This window comes from Microbacterium sp. LWO12-1.2 (assembly GCF_040675875.1).
In the GTDB taxonomy this organism is placed as follows: Bacteria; Actinomycetota; Actinomycetes; order Actinomycetales; family Microbacteriaceae; genus Microbacterium.
In genome coordinates this window covers 1,574,651-1,591,492 of sequence record NZ_JBEGII010000001.1, presented here as the reverse complement: position 1 = coordinate 1,591,492, position 16,842 = coordinate 1,574,651, and the positions used below count along the sequence as shown (strand labels likewise).

Annotated in this window: 14 protein-coding genes; 11 read left to right on the top strand and 3 right to left on the bottom strand. The window is 68.0% G+C overall.

Annotated elements, in window-relative coordinates:
* Nucleotides 1-112: 112 nt before the first annotated feature.
* Genes MRBLWO12_RS07590 through MRBLWO12_RS07575 form a run of 4 tightly spaced genes read left to right on the top strand, consistent with a single transcriptional unit; the run spans nucleotide 113 to nucleotide 5,076 of the window.
* Complete coding sequence (locus MRBLWO12_RS07590; RefSeq protein WP_363554207.1) at nucleotides 113-1,732, top strand: ABC transporter substrate-binding protein; 1,620 nt, start codon at nucleotides 113-115, stop codon at nucleotides 1,730-1,732.
* Between the two features lie 34 nt (nucleotides 1,733-1,766).
* Nucleotides 1,767-2,717 carry an ABC transporter permease gene (locus MRBLWO12_RS07585; protein ID WP_363554205.1) on the top strand — a complete coding sequence of 317 codons (951 nt, stop codon included), beginning with the start codon at nucleotides 1,767-1,769 and terminating at the stop codon, nucleotides 2,715-2,717.
* Nucleotides 2,714-3,526 (top strand): ABC transporter permease, encoded by an 813-nt coding sequence (locus tag MRBLWO12_RS07580; RefSeq protein WP_363554203.1) that lies wholly within the window; start codon nucleotides 2,714-2,716, stop codon nucleotides 3,524-3,526. Before MRBLWO12_RS07585 ends, MRBLWO12_RS07580 begins: the two co-directional genes overlap by 4 nt.
* Nucleotides 3,523-5,076, top strand: coding sequence for an ABC transporter ATP-binding protein (locus MRBLWO12_RS07575; protein WP_363554201.1), 1,554 nt, complete (start codon nucleotides 3,523-3,525; stop codon nucleotides 5,074-5,076). The genes MRBLWO12_RS07580 and MRBLWO12_RS07575 overlap by 4 nt, the downstream gene beginning before the upstream one ends.
* Here the strand turns inward: MRBLWO12_RS07575 and MRBLWO12_RS07570 are convergent.
* Nucleotides 5,066-5,716: a pentapeptide repeat-containing protein gene (locus MRBLWO12_RS07570; protein WP_363554199.1), complete on the bottom strand. Its 651-nt coding sequence runs from the start codon at nucleotides 5,714-5,716 to the stop codon at nucleotides 5,066-5,068. The genes MRBLWO12_RS07575 and MRBLWO12_RS07570 overlap by 11 nt on opposite strands.
* A gap of 210 nt (nucleotides 5,717-5,926) precedes the next feature.
* Here MRBLWO12_RS07570 and MRBLWO12_RS07565 point away from each other — a divergent pair, with 210 nt between their 5' ends.
* The 5 genes from MRBLWO12_RS07565 (at nucleotide 5,927) to ndk (ending at nucleotide 12,642) form a co-directional block, all read left to right on the top strand.
* A complete protein-coding gene (locus MRBLWO12_RS07565; protein WP_363554197.1) occupies nucleotides 5,927-6,775 on the top strand; it encodes an endonuclease domain-containing protein in 849 nt (282 codons plus the stop codon).
* A gap of 291 nt (nucleotides 6,776-7,066) precedes the next feature.
* Nucleotides 7,067-10,465: an isoleucine--tRNA ligase gene (gene ileS, locus MRBLWO12_RS07560; RefSeq protein ID WP_363554195.1), complete on the top strand. Its 3,399-nt coding sequence runs from the start codon at nucleotides 7,067-7,069 to the stop codon at nucleotides 10,463-10,465.
* A complete protein-coding gene (locus tag MRBLWO12_RS07555) occupies nucleotides 10,462-11,814 on the top strand; it encodes a bifunctional folylpolyglutamate synthase/dihydrofolate synthase (protein WP_363554193.1) in 1,353 nt (450 codons plus the stop codon). The genes ileS and MRBLWO12_RS07555 overlap by 4 nt, the downstream gene beginning before the upstream one ends.
* Entirely contained in the window at nucleotides 11,811-12,224 is a 414-nt protein-coding gene (locus MRBLWO12_RS07550; RefSeq protein ID WP_363554191.1) for a DUF4233 domain-containing protein, read from the top strand. The genes MRBLWO12_RS07555 and MRBLWO12_RS07550 overlap by 4 nt, the downstream gene beginning before the upstream one ends.
* Nucleotide 12,225: 1 nt before the next feature.
* Complete coding sequence (ndk, locus tag MRBLWO12_RS07545) at nucleotides 12,226-12,642, top strand: nucleoside-diphosphate kinase (RefSeq protein WP_017830321.1); 417 nt, start codon at nucleotides 12,226-12,228, stop codon at nucleotides 12,640-12,642.
* Nucleotides 12,643-12,704: 62 nt separating this feature from the next.
* Here the strand turns inward: ndk and MRBLWO12_RS07540 are convergent, their stop codons facing one another.
* Nucleotides 12,705-13,316 carry a vitamin K epoxide reductase family protein gene (locus tag MRBLWO12_RS07540; RefSeq protein ID WP_363554189.1) on the bottom strand — a complete coding sequence of 204 codons (612 nt, stop codon included), beginning with the start codon at nucleotides 13,314-13,316 and terminating at the stop codon, nucleotides 12,705-12,707.
* 280 nt (nucleotides 13,317-13,596) lie between these two features.
* Here MRBLWO12_RS07540 and MRBLWO12_RS07535 point away from each other — a divergent pair, with 280 nt between their 5' ends.
* Nucleotides 13,597-16,080: an Rne/Rng family ribonuclease gene (locus tag MRBLWO12_RS07535; RefSeq protein WP_363554187.1), complete on the top strand. Its 2,484-nt coding sequence runs from the start codon at nucleotides 13,597-13,599 to the stop codon at nucleotides 16,078-16,080.
* Here MRBLWO12_RS07535 and MRBLWO12_RS07530 read toward each other — a convergent pair.
* Nucleotides 16,045-16,311 (bottom strand): DUF4031 domain-containing protein, encoded by a 267-nt coding sequence (locus MRBLWO12_RS07530; protein WP_363554185.1) that lies wholly within the window; start codon nucleotides 16,309-16,311, stop codon nucleotides 16,045-16,047. The two genes, MRBLWO12_RS07535 and MRBLWO12_RS07530, sit on opposite strands and share 36 nt — an antisense overlap.
* A 211-nt stretch (nucleotides 16,312-16,522) precedes the next feature.
* Here MRBLWO12_RS07530 and rplU point away from each other — a divergent pair, with 211 nt between their 5' ends.
* Entirely contained in the window at nucleotides 16,523-16,831 is a 309-nt protein-coding gene (gene rplU / locus MRBLWO12_RS07525; RefSeq protein ID WP_170198084.1) for a 50S ribosomal protein L21, read from the top strand.
* Nucleotides 16,832-16,842 lie beyond the last annotated feature (11 nt).

Here is a 16,842-nt window from a genome sequence, read left to right as displayed (position 1 = left end):
CGCCTCATTCTATCGAGGCTCCGACACGGACGGATGCCGTCACTCTTCGACCGAGTCCAAGAATCCGCCCTAGACTGGGAGCATCCCGATCCGTTCTTTCTGAGGAATCGCCATGCCCGCAAGATCCGTGCGTCGTCTCCTGCCCTTCGCCGCGCTCGCCGCGACCACCGCGCTCGTGCTGAGCGCCTGCGCCACTCCGGCGGCGCAGAACGGCGGAGACTCCGACGCCGAGCTCGTCTGGTCGATCGAAGGGGCGAACCTCTCGGCCGGTCACATGGACCCGCAGGTCAGCCAGCTCGACGTGTCCGGCATGGTGCAGCGGGCAGTGCTCGACTCGCTCGTCTTCCAGGAGGATGACGGCACCTTCTCGCCCTGGCTCGCGACCGAGTGGGAGATCTCGGATGACAGCACCGAGTACACCTTCACGCTCCGCGACGGCGTGACCTTCCACGACGGAGAGCCCTTCGACGCCGCGGCGGTCAAGGCGAACTTCGACCGCATCGTCGACCCCGAGACCGCCTCCGCGCAGGCGGCCAGCATGCTCGGCGCCGACTTCTACGAGGGCACAGAGGTCATCGACGACCACACCGTGAAGGTGAGCTTCTCTCAGCCGTACGCGCCCTTCCTGCAGGCGGCCAGCACGCCGCAACTCGGGTTCTATTCGCCGGCCGTGCTGGCGGAGTCTGCTGACAAGCTCAAGGCCGGCGGCCCCGGTGTCACGGTCGGTACCGGGCCCTTCGAGCTCACCGAGTACACGCCTGATCAGGAACTCGTGTACACGCGCAACGACGACTACGCGTGGGGCCCCCACGGCGAGACGGCTCCGGCGTTCGAGACGCTCCGGGTCGAGATCCAGCCAGAGGCTTCGGTGCGCGCGGGAGTGATCGAGAGCGGGGAGTCCGACCTCGCCAGCAACATCCCGCCGAACCTCGCGAAGGACCTCGGTGACGGGATCACCGTCGACTCGATCGAGTACCCGGGCCTCCCGTACTCGCTGTACCTGAACGAGAAGTACGGCGTCTTCTCGGACGAGAAGGTGCGTCAGGCTTTCGCCAGAGGCATCGACATCGACGCGGCCGTCGAGGAGATCTTCTTCGGGCAGTTCCCGCGCGCATGGAGCGTGCTCGGATCGACCACTCCGGGCTACGACGCGTCCCTCGAGGGCACGTGGGCGTTCGACCCCGAGGCCGCGAACACGCTCCTCGACGAAGCGGGCTGGACCGAACGCGATGACGAGGGATACCGCACCAAGGACGGCACGCGTCTCTCGGTGCGCTGGATCGCTTGGACCCCGGTACCCGACGACCGTGCGGCACTGGCCAACGCCATCCAGTCCGACCTCAAGGACATCGGCTTCGACGTCGTCCGCGAGGTGCTCGAGCCGGGAGCCTACAACGAGCAGTACGAGCCCAAGACCTTCGACCTGACGGACTGGGGCTTCTCGGGCGTCGACCCGGATCTGCTGCGCAGCCACCTGCACACGGACGGCTTCCAAAACGCCTCGCAGGTGTCCGACCCCGAGCTGGACACGCTGCTCGACACGGCCGTCGCAACCAGCGACCAGGACGAGCGCAACTCGCTGTACACGCAGCTGCAGGAGTGGAACGCCACGTACACAGCGATCGTGCCGCTGTACAGCCCGTCTGCGATCACGGCCGTGGGCGAGCGCATCGACGGTCTCGACTACGACCTGTACGGACGACCCCTGTTCTACGATGTGACGGTCGGCTGAGCGCGGGGCGATTCCGCGGCCTGGAGGGGGAGCGGTGAAAGCTGTGCTCCTGCGGATCGCCGGGCTGGTCGCCTCCGTGGTCGTCGTGCTGTGGGGCGCAGCCACGGTCGCGTTCCTCGCGTTCCGGGTGATCCCCGGCGACCCGGTGTCGGTCATGCTCGGTCCGCAGGCTCAGGTCAGCGAGGCCGTCAAAGACGGCATCCGTGCCGATCTCGGCCTGGACCGACCACCGTTCGAGCAGTACCTGACATACCTCGGACAGCTCATGCGCGGCGACCTCGGTGAGTCGTACCAGCTGCGGCTGCCCGTGACCGAGGTCATCGGCCGCCAGCTCGGCGCGACGCTGCAGCTGTCGGCGCTCGCGCTCGGGATCGCCGTGGTGCTCGCCCTCGCCGTCGCGCTGCTCGCGCGTGGCGAGGTCGCCAGGGCGGTGGCCGCCGGCATCGAGCTGATCGTGCTGTCGTCGCCGGTGTTCTGGATCGGGCTGGTGCTCCTGAGCGTCTTCGCCTTCGGTCTCGGCTGGTTCCCGGTGTCGGGCAGCCGCAATCCGGCGACGATCGTGCTGCCGGCGGTCACGCTGGCCCTTCCCGTGGCGGCGCTGCTCGGCCAGGTGCTGCGCGACGGGCTGACCCAGGCGGAGCGGATGCCGTTCGCCGAGACCGTACGTGCGCGCGGCGCCGGTCGCGGGTGGTTCACGCTGCGCCACGGGTTGAGGCACGGTGCGTCCAGCGCGGTGACGCTCACGGCGTATCTCACCGGATCGGTGCTCGGTGGCGCCGTGCTGGTCGAGACGGTGTTCGCCCGCCCTGGTCTGGGGCGCGTCACCCTCGCCGCCATCAGCGACCGCGATCTCCCCGTCATCTCCGGCATCATCCTGCTCAGCGCCCTCGTGTTCGTGATCGTGAACCTGATCGTCGAGCTCGTGCATCCGCTCATCGACCCGCGCCTGCGCCGCACTCGGGCCGTCTCGGGAGCACGACGATGAGGCGGGCGCAGCGCGTGCTGCTGTGGTGCTCGATCGCCGTGCTGCTGCTGATCGCGTTCGCGGCGGCGTTCCCCGGCGTGCTCGCGACGCACGACCCGCTGCAGACCGACGTGCGTGGCGCGCTGCTGCCTCCGGGTGACGGACACCTGTTCGGCACGGACCAGAGCGGCCGGGACGTGTACTCCCGCGTGGTGTACGGCGCCGGGCGGTCGGTCGGCGTGGGACTGCTCGCGACCGTGATCGCCGTCGTCGTCGGGCTCGCGGTCGGAGCACTCGCTGGTATCGCGCCGAGGGGCGTGGATGTCACCCTGATGCGCGTCAACGATGTGCTGATGGCTTTCCCCGAGTTCCTCGTCGCGCTGGTGGTGATCGCGATCCTCGGCCCCGGGCCGATCAACGTGGCCCTCGCAGTGACGTTGGCAGCCGTGCCCGTGTACATCCGCTTGGCGCGCGTGCAGACCCGCACGCTCGGGGTGGCCGAGCACGTCGAGGCCGCGAGGATCCTCGGCGTGCCGGCGGTACCCGCCTTCGTGCGGCATGTTCTCCCGGGCGTGCTCGGCTCGTTGAGCGTGCTCGCGACCATCGGCATCGGCTCGGCCATCCTCGCCGCCTCTGGGCTGAGCTTCCTCGGACTCGGGCCTGCGGAGCCGACGCCCGAGTGGGGGCTGATGCTCGCCGGCGGCCGGAACGTGCTGGGGCAGGCATGGTGGATCTCGGTGTTCCCCGGCATCGCCATCACGCTCACCGTGATGGCGGCGACGATCGTCGGGCGGATGTTGCGGGCCCGCTCCGAAGGGACGACGCGATGAGCGACATCTCACTTCCCGTGCTCGACGTGCAGAACCTGCGCATCGGCTTCGACACCGCACCACCCGTGGTGGACGGAGTCTCGTTCACCGTGTCTGCGGGGGAATGCGTCGCCATCGTGGGGGAGTCGGGGGCAGGCAAGTCGCTGACCGCGCGCGCCCTGCTCGGGTTGACTCCGTCGAGCGCGAGCGTGCAGGCGGATCGTCTGAGTGTCGAGGGAACGGATGTGCGGGGCTGGAAGGAGTCCGCATGGCGACGGATCCGGGGCGCGGAGATCGCCCTGGTCTCGCAGGATGCCCTCGTCGCGCTCGACCCCCTGCAGCGGATCGGTTCAGAGATCGCGGAGCCGTTGCGGTTGCATCCTGCGGCCCTGGGCGGCGCGCCGATCGGCGACCGTGTGCAGGCGCTCCTGAGGCGCGTGTGGATGCCGGAACCGGAACGCCGCTCGAGGCAATACCCGCATGAGCTGTCCGGGGGCCTCCGCCAACGCGCACTCATCGCCTCGGCGCTCGCCGCAGCGCCGGCAGTGCTCGTCGCGGATGAGCCCACGACCGCGCTCGATGCGACCGTACAAGCCCGCATCCTCGACCTGCTGCGAGAGATCGCGGATGCCGGGACCGCGGTCGTGTTCGTGAGTCACGACTTCGCAGCCGTGCGGCGCCTCGCGGACCGGGTGCTGGTGATGCGCCGGGGTGAGGTCGTGGAGTCCGGTGCCGTGGCGGACGTGCTGGAGTCGCCGCAGCATCCGTACACGCGGGAACTCATCGCGGCCACGATCCACGAGCCGCGGATCTCGGAACCCGCCCCGGCAGCGCCCGTGCTGACCGCGTCCGCGGTGTCGAAGGCGTTCGCCGGTGTTCCGGCTGTTGTCGATGCCTCGTTCGCTGTTCCGCACGGTCGCACACTGGGCATCGTGGGGGAGTCCGGTTCCGGCAAGACGACTCTGGCGCGCATGATCGTAGGCGTCGAACGTCCCGAAGCGGGCGAGTTGCGCTGGGAGCCCGGCCATCGGGTGCAGCTCGTGCATCAGAACCCCCTTGGCGCCTTCGACCCGCGCTGGTCGATCGGTCGCTCGCTGCGGGAGGCGCTCGCCGCGGGAGGTGTGCCGCGGGTGGAGCGACTGCGCCGCGTCGAGGAGCTTCTCGCCGAGGTCGACCTCGACCCAGCGCTCGCGGCACGGCGTCCGGTCGCGTTGTCCGGCGGTCAGCGCCAGCGCGCGGCGATCGCCCGAGCGCTCGCCGCTGATCCGGACGTGCTGGTGCTGGACGAACCGGTGTCCGCGCTCGATCCGTCGGTGCGAGAGCGGGTGCTGCAGCTGCTGCTGCGTCTGCAACGCGAACGCCGGCTCACGATGATCTTCGTCTCGCATGACCTCGACGTGGTCAGGGCAGTGGCGGATGAGGTGCTCGTGATGCAGGACGGGTGCATCGTCGAGCAGGGCAGCATCGCCGAGGTGTTCGACGCGCCCCGGCATCCGTTCACACGAGAGCTGCTCGCCGCGAACGGCGTCGGCATCCCTCCTTCGGGAACGGACCCGTTCGTCACCCCTTGATCTGGATGCCGAGGCCTGCCGCGAGCACGGGGGCCAGCTGCTGTACCTGGAACTCCGTCAGGGTGGTGCCCCGGAGGCTGTTCGCATCGAGGAATGACACGGCATCGAGTCCGCGCAGGTCGACGTCGGTGGCGCGCATGCCTCGCGGATCCACCTCGTCGCATGTGGTGCGGGTGAAGCGCACGCGGGTGAGCTCGGCCTGCGGGATGTCGAGCGTGCGGATACGGCAGTCCGAGACCTCGACGTCGGCCGCGCGTGCCGCTCCGAGGTTGAGGTAGTCGATGCGCACACCCGTCAGCTCGAGCTCGGAGATGCGTGCCGTGCTGAGATCGAGGGTACCGATGCGTCCTCCCACGATACGCAGACGACGCACACCGGCGCCGCGCAGACGGAGTGAGGCGATTCGGGCGTCAGTGAGCTCGACATCGAGGATCGTGCCACCGGTCAGGTCGACGGCATCGGCATCCGCGGTCACCCTGCACTGTTCGAGGGAGGCATAGGCGAGGTCGACGGTGCCGCTGACGTCGAGTACCGCTGCGATGAGGTCGGCATTCCGGGCCGGGAGGGCCGGGGTGAACTCGTCGGGAAGGTCGGGTGGTGAGACCCGCGGTGCAGCGGGGGATTCGGTGGTGCGGGCCATGCTCCGAGCGTACGGGGCGCCGCCGACACGGGCAGCTGCTGCGTGGGTTCGGAGATCTGCAGCATCTCGGACCGCCACGCCCAAAGTCCTCCGAGATACGGCAGAAGTCCGAGAATCACTTGTCCTGCACAGAAAGCGGCTAGGGCTGCGGGTGTGCCACGTGCGGCATACGGGTACGGGAGGTGAATCAGGACGCGGCATGGTCGATGGATGCCGACACGAACACCCCGACTCATCCAGGAGGTCATGAAGCTGGGCGGTGTCGCCCAGACCTCCGCGCTTCGTGCGCGAGGAATCAGCCGATACGACATCGCGCATGCAGTGGCCGGTTCGGCGGTGTTCGCGGTGCGACAGGGTTGGATTGCTCTTCCGCAGGCAGATCCGATGCTGATCGAGGCGGCAAGACGAGGAGTGGTGCTCACCTGCGTCACGCAGGCCCGCCGGCTGGGCCTCTGGGTGCACGAAGACGACGGCTTCTGCCATGTCGGAGCGGCGCCCCGAGCCGCCGTGCGCAAGGACCATGGAGTGCGCGTTCACTGGGCGCGGCCGTTGATTCCGCGCGATCCGGATTCGCTCGTCGACTCCATCGAGAACGTACTCGCCATCGTCGCGGATTGTGAGCGGAGAGAGCGCGCCCTCGCCACGTGGGAGTCTGCGTTCAACAGAGGACTGGTGGAGCGTGCCGCCTTCGAGAGGCTGCCGCTGAAGGCAGTCGCTCGAGATCTGCTCGCAGATGCCTGGCCCTTCGCTGACGCAGGACTCGAGACATACGTGCGCCTCCGATTGCGCTGGTTGCGGATTCCTCTGTACTTCCAGACGTGGATAGCAGGGCATCGGGTGGATGCCCTAATCGGCGATCGCCTGGTGCTGCAGATCGACGGCTCGACTCACGTCGGCGCCCAGCGGTCCGAAGACATCCGCCACGATGCCGAGTTGAAGATGCTCGGCTACCACGTCATCCGCGTGGGGTATCAGCAGGTGATGGAGCAGTGGCACGTCGTGCAGGACGTGATCATGCACGCTGTCGCGCAAGGACTCCACCGCGTGCCGCGGGCGTGACTTCGGAGTTCTGCAGCATCTCGGACCACCGGCTGCGAAACCTTCCTGAATGCGGCAGAACTCCGAAGCGCGACACGCGCGTACACTGGAAGCACGAGCATCGATCCGGCATCACCGGGGAGCTCTCGGAAGAACAGTCCGGAAACGGACCCAGTAGAACCGAGCGGGGCAGGCCCGTCACAGCCGCAGTGAGAGTGGTCGCGTCGCAAGGCGTGGCACGCGAGGTGGTACCGCGGTCCGCGAGGGTCGTCCTCGCAGGAGCATCCGCCACGACGACCACTGCGAGACACGATGACCTACCCCCGCCCTTCGGCCAGCTCAGGGACCTCCTCCTTCGGCCCCGCCGCCGCTTCCGTCGCGCCCAGCCCCCGCTTCCCCCAGATCGAGGAGGAGGTGCTCGAGTTCTGGGAGAAGGATGACACCTTCCGCGCCTCGATCGCGCAGCGCGAGGGCTCGCCCGAGTGGGTGTTCTACGACGGTCCTCCCTTCGCCAACGGTCTGCCCCACTACGGCCACCTGCTCACCGGGTACGCCAAGGACGTGTTCCCGCGCTTCCAGACCATGACCGGCCACAAGGTCGACCGGGTCTTCGGGTGGGACACCCACGGTCTTCCGGCCGAGCTCGAGGCGATGAAGCAGCTGGGCATCACCGAGAAGAGCGAGATCGAGGCCATGGGCATCGACGTCTTCAACGCGAAGGCCAAGGACTCGGTCCTCACCTACACGCACGAGTGGCAGGACTACGTCACCCGCCAGGCGCGGTGGGTCGACTTCGAGCGCGGCTACAAGACACTCGACCTCGGGTACATGGAGAGCGTGCTCTGGGCCTTCAAGACCCTGTACGACAAGGGCCTCGCCTACGAGGGCTACAGGGTGCTCCCGTACTGCTGGCGCGACGAGACTCCGCTGTCCGCGCACGAGCTGCGCATGGATGACGACGTCTACCAGATGCGCCAGGACCCGTCCGTCACGGTCACCTTCCCACTCACCGGGGCCAAGGCCGAGGCGCTCGGCCTCACCGGAGTGCGCGCCCTCGCGTGGACGACCACGCCGTGGACCCTCCCCACCAACCTCGCGCTCGCCGTGGGGCCCGAGATCGAGTACGTGGTGCTGCCGGCCGGTCCGAACGGCGCGGCCGATGTGCACCAGGCGGCAGGGACGACGGATGCCGCGGTCGAGGCATCGGCACACCGCTACCTGCTCGCACGCGAACTGCTCGGCGGGTACTCCAAGGACCTCGGCTACGAGAGTGTCGACGACGCGCTCGCCGCGGTCGATGCGACGGTCCGTGGCGCGGAACTGCAGGATGTGACATACGACCGCCTGTTCGACTACTACGCCGACACCGAGACCTACGGCACCGAGAACGCCTGGCGCATCCTGGTCGACGACTACGTCACGGTCAGCGACGGCACCGGCATCGTGCACCAGGCTCCGGCCTACGGTGAGGATGACCAGCGCGTCGCGGGTGCGGCAGGCATCCCCACGATCCTGTCGCTCGACGACGGTGGACGGTTCCTCCCGAACGTCACCGATGTCGCCGGCGAGCTCTGGATGGACGCGAACACTCCGCTCGTGCGCCTGATCCGCGAGAACGGACGTCTGATCCGCCTGCAGAGCTACGAGCACTCGTACCCGCACTGCTGGCGCTGCCGGAACCCTCTGATCTACAAAGCCGTGTCGAGCTGGTTCATCCGTGTGACGGACATCAAGGACGACATGCTCGCGAACAACGAGCAGATCACCTGGGTGCCGGAGAACGTCAAGTACGGGCAGTTCGGCAAGTGGCTCGAGGGCGCACGCGACTGGTCGATCAGCCGCAACCGCTACTGGGGTTCGCCGATCCCGATCTGGAAGAGCGACGACCCGGAGTACCCGCGCGTCGACGCCTACGGCTCGCTGGAGGACCTCGAGCGCGATTTCGGGACGCTGCCCCGCAACCCCGAGGGCGAGGTCGACCTGCATCGGCCGTACATCGACGACCTCACGCGCCCGAACCCCGACGACCCCACGGGCAAGAGCACGATGCGTCGCATCGAAGATGTCTTCGACGTGTGGTTCGACTCGGGTTCGATGCCCTACGCCCAGGTGCACTACCCGTTCGAGAACCAGGAGTGGTTCGACACGCACGCGCCCGCCGACTTCATCGTCGAGTACATCGGTCAGACCCGTGGCTGGTTCTACGTGATGCACGTGCTGTCGACCGCGCTGTTCGATCGCCCCGCTTTCACGGGCGTGAGCTGCCATGGCATCGTCCTGGGCAGTGACGGCTACAAGATGTCGAAGTCGCTGCGGAACTATCCGGATGTGTCGGAGGTGCTCGACCGCGACGGTTCCGACGCGATGCGCTGGTTCCTGATGTCGAGCTCGGTGCTGCGTGGTGGCAACCTGGCAGTGACCGAGGAGGGCATCCGCTCCGGTGTGCGGGAGTTCCTGCTGCCGCTGTGGAACTCGTGGTACTTCTTCGCGACGTATGCGAATGCGTCGGACCCTTCGACACGCTCAGGGACCGAGCCCAGCGGCGGGTATGAGGCCGAGTGGCGCACCGACTCCACCGACGTGCTCGACCGCTACATCCTCGCCCGGCTCGGCGATCTGGTGCGCGAGGTGCGCATCGACCTCGAGGGTCTCGACTCGACGACCGCTGCGGCTCGTCTGCGTGACTTCGCCGAGGTGCTGACGAACTGGTACATCCGCCGCTCGCGCGATCGGTTCTGGGTCGGCGTGACCGAGGATCCGAAGAGCCGTGAAGCCTTCGACACGCTGTACACGGTGCTCGAGACGCTGACCCGTGTCGCCGCGCCGCTCGTACCGCTGATCAGCGAGCGCGTCTGGCAGGGACTCACCGGTGGCCGCAGCGTGCACCTGACGGACTGGCCGGATGACTCCCAGTTCCCCGCAGCGGACGAGATCCGCGACGCGATGGATGCAGTGCGCGAGCTGTCGAGCGTCGGCAACGCGCTGCGCAAGAAGGAGAAGCTGCGCGTGCGGCTTCCTCTCGCCCGGTTCACGGTCGTCTCGCCGCTCGCGGCCTCCCTCGGACAGTTCGAGGACATCCTCCGCGAGGAGCTCAACGTGAAGTCCGTCGAGCTCGTGCCGCTCGCCGACGACACTGCGGTGTCGTATGGCATCGACCATCGTCTGAGCGTCAACGCTCGCGCGGCAGGTCCGCGTCTGGGTAAGAACGTGCAGACCGTGATCAAGGCGGCCAAGGCCGGCGACTGGTCCGAGACCGACGGTGTTGTCACAGCCGGGGGCATCACGCTGGAGCCGTCGGAGTACGAGCTGGTGCTCGAGACGACCGGACGGCCGGAGGGCGAGGCTCTCGCCATCGTGCCGACGGGCGGTTTCGTGCTGCTCGATACGCAGACGACTCCAGAGCTGGAGGCCGAGGGCCTTGCGCGCGACGTCATCCGTGCCGTGCAGGAGACCCGCAAGAACGCGGACTTCGACGTGAGCGACCGCATCCGTCTGGACCTGCGCTTCGCGAGCGATGAGGATGCGGATGCCGTCGCGGCCGCGTTCGAGATCGCCGAGGTCGCGGGGGAGACGCTCGCCCTGGAGCACTCGCTGCTGCGCGGCGACGCGGAACTGCCGTTCGCCGAGTTCACGGCCGTGATCCCCAAGGGGACGTACGCCAACCGCGAGGACTTCACGATCGCCGTCAGCCGGATCGGAGCAGGAGCATGAGCGACAAGGACAGGGCGGATGCCGTCTACGAGACTCTCCTGAGCCGCGCGGGGGAGCGGTGGGTGCAGCCGCGCAAGGAGCGCACTGCGCGCATCCTGGCGTATCTGGACGATCCGCAGCGCACCTACCGCGTCGTGCACATCACCGGCACGAACGGCAAGACCTCCACCGCGCGCATGATCGAGAGCCTGCTGCGGGCGCACGAGCTGCGCACCGGACTGTTCACGAGCCCGCACCTGGAGCGCTTCACTGAGCGCATCCTGATCGACGGCGAGCCGATCGCCGATGCGGCGTTCGCCGACGCCTGGGACGAGATCGAACCGTTCGTCGGGATCGTCGACGCCGAGCTGGAGGCGGACGGCGAAGAACCGCTGACGTTCTTCGAGTTGCTCACGGTGCTCGCCTTCGTCGCGGTCGCGGATGCGCCCGTGGACGTGCTGGTGCTCGAAGTCGGCATGGGCGGGGAGTGGGACTCCACGAACACCGCGGATGGCGACGTCGCGGTGTTCGCGCCGATCGACATCGACCATGCGGATCGCCTGGGTGACACGATCACCGAGATCGCGCAGGTCAAGGCCGGGATCATCAAGGAGGGAGCGGCGGTCGTCTCCGCCCAGCAGCCTGCAGAGGCCGCAGAGGTGCTGCGCCGCGTCGCCGCCGAGCGCAACGCGACCATCGCCTTCGAGGGCGGGGAGTTCGGTCTCACGGATCAGAAGCTCGCCGTCGGCGGTCAGCTCATCTCGATCCGCGGACTCGCGGGTGAGTACTCCGAGGAGTACCTGCCGCTGTACGGCGCGCATCAGGGCCACAACGCGGCACTCGCGGTGGCCGCGGTCGAGTCCCTCATCGGTGGCGCCTCCCAGCGCATCGCAGGCGACATCATCTCGGACGGGCTGCAGGGGACGACGTCCCCTGGACGTCTGCAGCTGCTCGGCATCGCTCCCACGGTGGTCGTGGATGCCGCCCACAACCCGCACGGTGCGCACGCGCTCGCGCAGGCGCTGGACGACAGCTTCGACTTCGACGAGTGGGGCCTGGTGCTGGGCGTCCTGAGCGACAAGGACGCGGCGGGCATCGTCGCGCAGCTCGCGCCGGGCGTCGCGCACGTGTTCGCCACGGCACCTGACTCGGACCGGGCGAGCGAGGCGGATGCCATCGCCGACCTCGTCGAGCAGACCGGCCGCCGCGCCACCGTGCACCACACCCTGGCCGAGGCCGCGGATGCCGCCCGCGAGTGGGCCGCATCCTCCGATCGTCGTGCGGTCGTCATCGCCGGCTCCGTCGTGCTCGCCGGTGAGGCGATCGCGCTGTCGGAGGAAGAGGACTGGAAATCGGGGTGGCGCGCATGAGCGCGGATGCGACTCCCGCCCGGGCTCCTCGCCCGCCGCGCACCCTCGTGCAGAAGCTGGCGCCGATCGTCCTCGGCTTCGAGGCGATCGTCGTGTTCCTCGCCGGGCTCACGGTGTTCGGCCTGAAGGCACTGCCTGCAGGCATCGAGCAGTGGTGGGGGATCGTGGGCGGTGCCGTCCTGGCGCTCGCCTGCATCGCCGTCGCCGGTATGGCGGCGAAACCCTGGGCGATCACCGCCGGATGGGTGATCCAGGTGATCGTCGCCCTCTCCGCCATCCTCGTTCCCGCCATCCTGCTTGTCGTCGTGATTTTCGGCGGCATGTGGGCGTATGCCACCATCGGAGGGGCCCGATTGGACGCACGACGTCCCGCCGAGCCCTCGACAGAGACTCAGACAGAGAGTGAATGACATGGCCACCGAAGAAACCCTCGTCCTCGTCAAGCCCGACGGCGTCGCGCGCGGCCTGACCGGCGCGATCCTCGCCCGCATCGAAGCGAAGGGCTATGCGCTCGTCGACATCCGTCTCGTGGAGCCGGATCGCGACCTGCTCGCCGAGCACTACGCCGAGCACGAGGGAAAGCCGTTCTACGAGCCTCTCCTCGAGTTCATGCTGTCCGGCCCCTCGGTCGCCATCCGTCTCGCGGGCAACCGCGTGATCGAGGGCTTCCGTTCGCTCGCCGGCACGACCGACCCGACCACCGCCGCACCCGGAACGATCCGTGGCGACTTCGGTCGCGACTGGGGCCTCAAGGTGCAGCAGAACCTGGTGCACGGCTCCGACAGCCCCGAGTCCGCCGCGCGCGAGCTCGGCATCTGGTTCGACTGAGCCCATTCACACGAAGGCCCGCCCACTGCGAAGTGGGCGGGCCTTCGTCGTTCAGGGGCGGATCAGAACAGGAGCTTGGCCATCTCGCCGAGGAAGTCGAGACCCTGGAGCTGCGCGAGGAAAATGATGAAGGCATAGGCGACGATCGTCGCGAGCGGGACCCAGGGCATGAGCTTGTCGGCACCTGCCCGCACCCTCTCGTTGCTCGTGAATGTGCCGTTGCGGGTCAGGTGGACGATCGTCGCGAAGAACGTCGGGATCGTCACAGCCCAGGTGACCATGCACCACGGGCACAGGACGAAGAGCTCGTACAGGCTCTGTCCGATCAGCCAGCAGACCAGCCCGAAGGCGAAGGTGATCCCCACGCCGAATGCCGCCCAGAACCAGCGCGGAAAGCGCGCGCCCGCCAGGATCGCGACGCCGACGACCAGTGGCGCCATCCAGCCGGTGAGCCCCATGATCGGGTTCGGGAATCCGAACACCGAGCCCTGCCAGGACTGGAGGTTGGTGCTGCACTGGATGAACGGGCTCAGGTCACAGGAGAGGGCTTCTTGCGGGTTCTCCAGGAGAGCGAACTTCTCGACCGTGAGTTGAAAGGCGGCGAACCAGCCGATCACACTCGCGATGATCAGCCAGACGGCATAGATGACGGGGCGGGTGCGCTGCTCGCTCATATGTGGATTATCTCAGCGGCTGCTATGGATGTGGCGTGAACGCACCGGAGAAAACACCGAGTCGGAGACGAGATGCCACGATCACGGCCACATGGTGCGATAATGGCCTGTGATGCGATGAGCGGCGCCGCCGTCACACGTATTGACGCAGACTTCGGGGCCCCATGCCCCAGCGATCAGAGCCATGAGCCGGTCGCAGACCGAATGAGTTCGCGACACCCGCGGGTGACGCATGAGATTTCGCGGAGCACCTAGTGCCCGCGCAGGGAGCAAGCCAGAGATGGCCGACGAGAACAATGACAACAACACCCCTACCCTCGACTTCCCGGCTGACGCCGCGGAACAGCTGACGGAGCCCACGGCTCCCGAGGCCGAGGGCGTGTCAGAAGAAGCGGCGGAAAGCTCCGCGGATTCCGGCGCGACCGTCGAAGAGGTGAGCGCCTCCGTCGAGGAGAATGCCGCTCCCGCTGCGGAGGAAGCTCCTGCTGCTGAGGAAGCTCCTGCTGAAGAAGCTCCCGCTGAAGAAGCTCCCGCTGCGGAGGAGGCTCCTGCGGAGGACATCCCGGCAGCAGAGGCTCCGGCCGCAGAGGCGCCCGCGCCGGTGGAGGAGCCTGCCGCTCCTGCTCCGGTCACCGCGGTCTCGCTGGGTCTGCTGCCCGAGGTCTTCGTCTCGCAGGTCTCCACCCAGCTCCACTTCTACGCACCGGCGATCGTCCCGCTGCCTGCGCGCCCCGAGCGCTCCGAGCGCATCTTCGACCGCATCGCCGATCGCGAGCAGCCGCAGGAGGAGTCGACCTCGGCTCGCCGCGGCCGTCGCCGCCGCGGAGGTTCCGACGGAGACGACCAGCGCGAAGAGCCGCGCCCGCGTCAGCGCGTTGTCGAGTACATCACCGAGCCCAAGGCCATCAAGGGATCCACGCGTCTGGAGGCGAAGAAGCAGCGCCGCCGTGACGGTCGCGATGCCGGTCGTCGTCGTCCGGTCGTGACCGAGGCCGAGTTCCTCGCCCGTCGCGAGTCCGTCGACCGCATGATGGTCGTCCGCTCCAAGAACGGCCGCACCCAGATCGGCGTCCTGGAAGACGGCGTCCTCGTCGAGCACTACGTCGCCCGCAACCAGGACGCATCGCTCATCGGGAACGTCTACCTCGGTCGCGTGCAGAACGTGCTGCCGAGCATGGAGGCCGCGTTCGTCGACATCGGTCGCGGCCGCAACGCGGTGCTGTACTCCGGCGAGGTCGACTGGGACGGCGTCGAGACCGGCAACCAGCCCCGCCGTATCGAGCTGGCTCTGAAGCCCGGCGATCGCGTGCTGGTGCAGGTCACCAAGGACCCCGTCGGCCACAAGGGTGCGCGTCTGACGAGTCAGATCTCGCTGCCCGGCCGCTACCTCGTGTACGTGCCCGGCGGATCGATGAACGGCATCAGCCGCAAGCTCCCCGACAACGAGCGTGCCCGCCTCAAGCGCATCCTGAAGGAGGTCCTGCCGGAGTCCTCCGGCGTGATCGTCCGCACCGCGGCCGAGGGCGCGACCGAAGACCAGCTCACCCGCGACGTGCAGCGTCTCACCAGCCAGTGGGAGCACATCCAGAAGCAGGTCGAGAACCAGCAGGCCCCTGCGCTGCTGCACGCCGAGCCTGACCTGCTCGTCAAGATCGTCCGTGACGTCTTCAACGAGGACTTCACGAAGATGCTCATCCAGGGCGAAGAGGCTCAGCGCACCATCCGCGCGTACCTCGAGAGCGTCGCTCCCGACCTGCTCGAGCGTGTCGACTCCTACGAGGACGAGACCGACCCCTTCGACGCGTTCCGCATCACCGAGCAGATCGAGAAGGCCCTCGACCGCAAGGTCTGGCTGCCCTCCGGCGGCTCGCTCGTGATCGACCGCACCGAGGCGATGACCGTGGTCGACGTCAACACCGGGAAGTTCGTCGGCTCCGGCGGCAACCTGGAGGAGACGGTCACCAAGAACAACCTCGAGGCTGCGGAGGAGATCGTCCGCCAGCTGCGTCTGCGCGACATCGGCGGCATCATCGTCGTCGACTTCATCGACATGGTGCTCGAGTCGAACCGTGACCTCGTGCTGCGTCGACTGATCGAGTGCCTCAGCCGGGACCGCACGAAGCACCAGGTCGCCGAGGTCACCTCGCTCGGCCTCGTGCAGATGACGCGCAAGAAGCTCGGACTGGGTCTTCTGGAGACCTTCAGCGAGGCCTGCGAGGTCTGCGCCGGTCGCGGTGTGATCGTGCACCACGACCCCGTCGTGAAGCACCGCTCCAACGGCAACGGGAGCAGCAACGGCAGCAGCCAGGGCAACGGGAACAATCAGAGCGGACGCCGCCAGCGCGGCGGCTCCGGGAACGGCAACGGCGGCGGTCAGAACCAGAGCGCCCCGCCCGCGGCGACGGTGACGCACAGCATCCCCGAGGGGGCGAAGTCCGCGCTCGCGCAGATCGCCGCTTCGACGCTCGCCCCGAACGCCGAGGTCGCTGAGGTCGCGGTCGAGCTCCCCGATGTCGCGACCGAGGCTCCGGCCAAGGCCGAGCGCCCCAAGAAGGCTCGCAAGAAGCGGGGAGCGGACCGCAACGGACCGAAGTCGCCCGCCGAACAGCTGCTCGACTCGGTGCTGGATGCTCTCCCCGAGCCCAAGGCGCCCGGTCAGGGTCGTGGACGTCGTCGGGTCAGCACGGCTGCCCTCACCGGAACCCCGGTGTCGGTGAACGGCGAGAGCTCAGCGCCGGTCGCGGGCGGGGACCCTGAGTCCTGAGGCGATCAGTCGCCTCACCAGCTCCTTGCCGCCGACGTGCTGAGCGCCGGCTGTGAGGAGCCGGGGGATGATCTCCTCCGGCACGTCGTAGTGGTCCAGGTCGAACGCGCGCGCGGGCACATCGTGCGCACGCGCGAAAGCGTGCAGTTCGTCCAGGTTGTCGTCGCTGACCAGGTGCGCCCAGAGTCGACCGTGGGCGGGCCAGAGCGGGTCGTCGACGAGTATCGTCATATTGTCAGCCTATGGCCGGACACACCCCGCGGCTCACTTTGCGGCAGGGTCCGCCATCCGGTAAAGTAGTCCCTTGGTGCGTATGCCGCCCCGTCCTCGTCGGTCGGAGTGGAGAGCCTTGCGTTCGCACCCGCCGCCCGCGGTGCATGCAAGCAACAGTCTTCCCGTGAGATTCTCGGAGCGATTTGCTCCCCAACGAAACAGGTATGAAGTGGTTTACGCAGTAGTGCGCGCCGGTGGGCGGCAGGAGAAGGTCGAGGTCGGCACGATCGTTCAGCTCGATCGTGTGAAGGCTGCCCAGGGCGAGAACATCGAGCTCGCAGCCGTGCTGCTCGTCGATGGCACCTCTGTGACCACCGACGCTGACAAGCTCGCGAAGGTCAAGGTCACGGCTGAGGTCATCGGCAACCTCCGCGGCCCGAAGATCATCATCCAGAAGTACAAGAACAAGACCGGCTACAAGAAGCGTCAGGGCCACCGCCAGGAGCTCACGCGCGTCAAGATCACCGGCATCAAGTAAAGACCGAGGAG